General features: G+C 24.9%; 4 protein-coding genes. All 4 read left to right on the top strand.

The window, feature by feature from the left end; genetic code table 11:
- Positions 1-97 precede the first annotated feature (97 nt).
- On the top strand, positions 98-331 hold the full coding sequence (locus tag AJ884_RS03615; protein WP_002883553.1) for a hypothetical protein: 234 nt from the start codon (positions 98-100) through the stop codon (positions 329-331).
- Positions 332-613: a type II toxin-antitoxin system RelE/ParE family toxin gene (locus AJ884_RS03610; RefSeq protein ID WP_002883551.1), complete on the top strand. Its 282-nt coding sequence runs from the start codon at positions 332-334 to the stop codon at positions 611-613.
- A 114-nt stretch (positions 614-727) separates the two neighbouring features.
- The gene (locus AJ884_RS03605; protein ID WP_044779629.1) at positions 728-955 is read left to right on the top strand and encodes a DUF4160 domain-containing protein; all 228 of its coding nucleotides are present in this window, start codon (positions 728-730) and stop codon (positions 953-955) included.
- The gene (locus AJ884_RS03600; RefSeq protein WP_070233926.1) at positions 939-1,181 is read left to right on the top strand and encodes a DUF2442 domain-containing protein; all 243 of its coding nucleotides are present in this window, start codon (positions 939-941) and stop codon (positions 1,179-1,181) included. Before AJ884_RS03605 ends, AJ884_RS03600 begins: the two co-directional genes overlap by 17 nt.
- Positions 1,182-1,368: the final 187 nt, after the last annotated feature.

The raw sequence follows: 1,368 nt of genomic DNA, 5'->3' as shown, positions 1-1,368 counted from the left end.
AAAATCCCATAAAATAGGCATTTTATAGCATAAATACTTGCAAAAATTATTAAAAAATGGTATTATCATGTTAATAAACTTTAAAAAGGAAATTATAATGCACACTATAACCATTACAAGTGATGATATTGATTTTATAAAAAGTTTAGAATGTTTGTCAAAAAATGCAGGAGCTATTTTTAAAATTTCTAAAAATGATTTAGAAGCTACTTTGGATAATTATGAAGATAATCGAACCATAGATGAAATAAAAAAAGAAGCTGAAGAAACTTTATTACACTATAAACAAGGAAAATTATCAGTAACTCCATTAGGTAGCGAATGGCTGTGAATGAAAATTGTGGAAAGTGATAAATTTAAAAAAGAGCTTAATAATATTTTAGCCTTTATTGCTAAAGATAGTGTGAGTGCAAAAAATTATTTTTCAAAATCTTTAAAAGATGCTATTTTGTGCATTGACAATATGCCTTATAAATTTCGAAAATCTACTCTTTTTAATGATGAAAACATAAGAGATTTTATCTTTAAGAAATATGTCATTCCATATTATATAGATTTAAAAAACGATAAAATACTTTTAATTACGATTTACAAAAATAACCTTGTCAAATAAAAAAGAAATCCGTTCAAAATCCCATAAAATAGGCATTTTATAGCATAAATACTTGCAAAAATTATTAAAAAATGGTATAATTTTATTAAAATTATGAATAAAGTAAGGAAAATTATGCCCACTCTTTTAGAAATCAATGGCTTTAAGTTTTTCTTTTATTCAAATGAACATGAACCAAAGCATATTCATGTTATGAAAGGTAATGAATTTGCGAAAATTAATTTAGAAGATTTACAAGTTCGATTCAGCAGTTTTAAAAACAAAGATTTGTCTTTTATTCTAAAAACTGTCAAAAAACACAAACTTGAATTTGAAAGGAGATGGAATGAATACTTTAGTTAAGGCAAAGAATGTAAAATTCAATAAAGATTATCTTATTGTTTTATTAGAAGACGAACGCATAATCCAAACTCCTTTAAAATGGTACAAAGAACTTGAAAATGCAAATTTAGAAGATTTAGAAAAATGGCATTTTATCTGTGATAATACAGGCATCGAATGGGAAGAATTGGACTGTCATTTAAGTATAGAAGCTATGCTTAAAAGTAATGCGAACAAAGTAGCGTGAAAATACAATTAAACCGATGAAGATTTTGGCGACTTTTCCCAAGTTAAATAAAAAAAAGAACCCCGTTAAAACCCCTAAAAAATAGGCATTTTATAGCAAAAAAACTTGCAAAAATTATTAAAATATGGTATAATTTTATTAAAAATATGAATAAGTTATAATTGAAAGGAATAAAGATGGATAAAGC

The sequence above is a fragment of the Campylobacter sp. BCW_6463 genome (assembly GCF_001762785.1).
Lineage (GTDB): Bacteria > Campylobacterota > Campylobacteria > Campylobacterales > Campylobacteraceae > Campylobacter_D > Campylobacter_D jejuni.
Note: the sequence above shows the minus strand (reverse complement) of the source record. Positions and strands in the feature narration are given on the sequence as shown.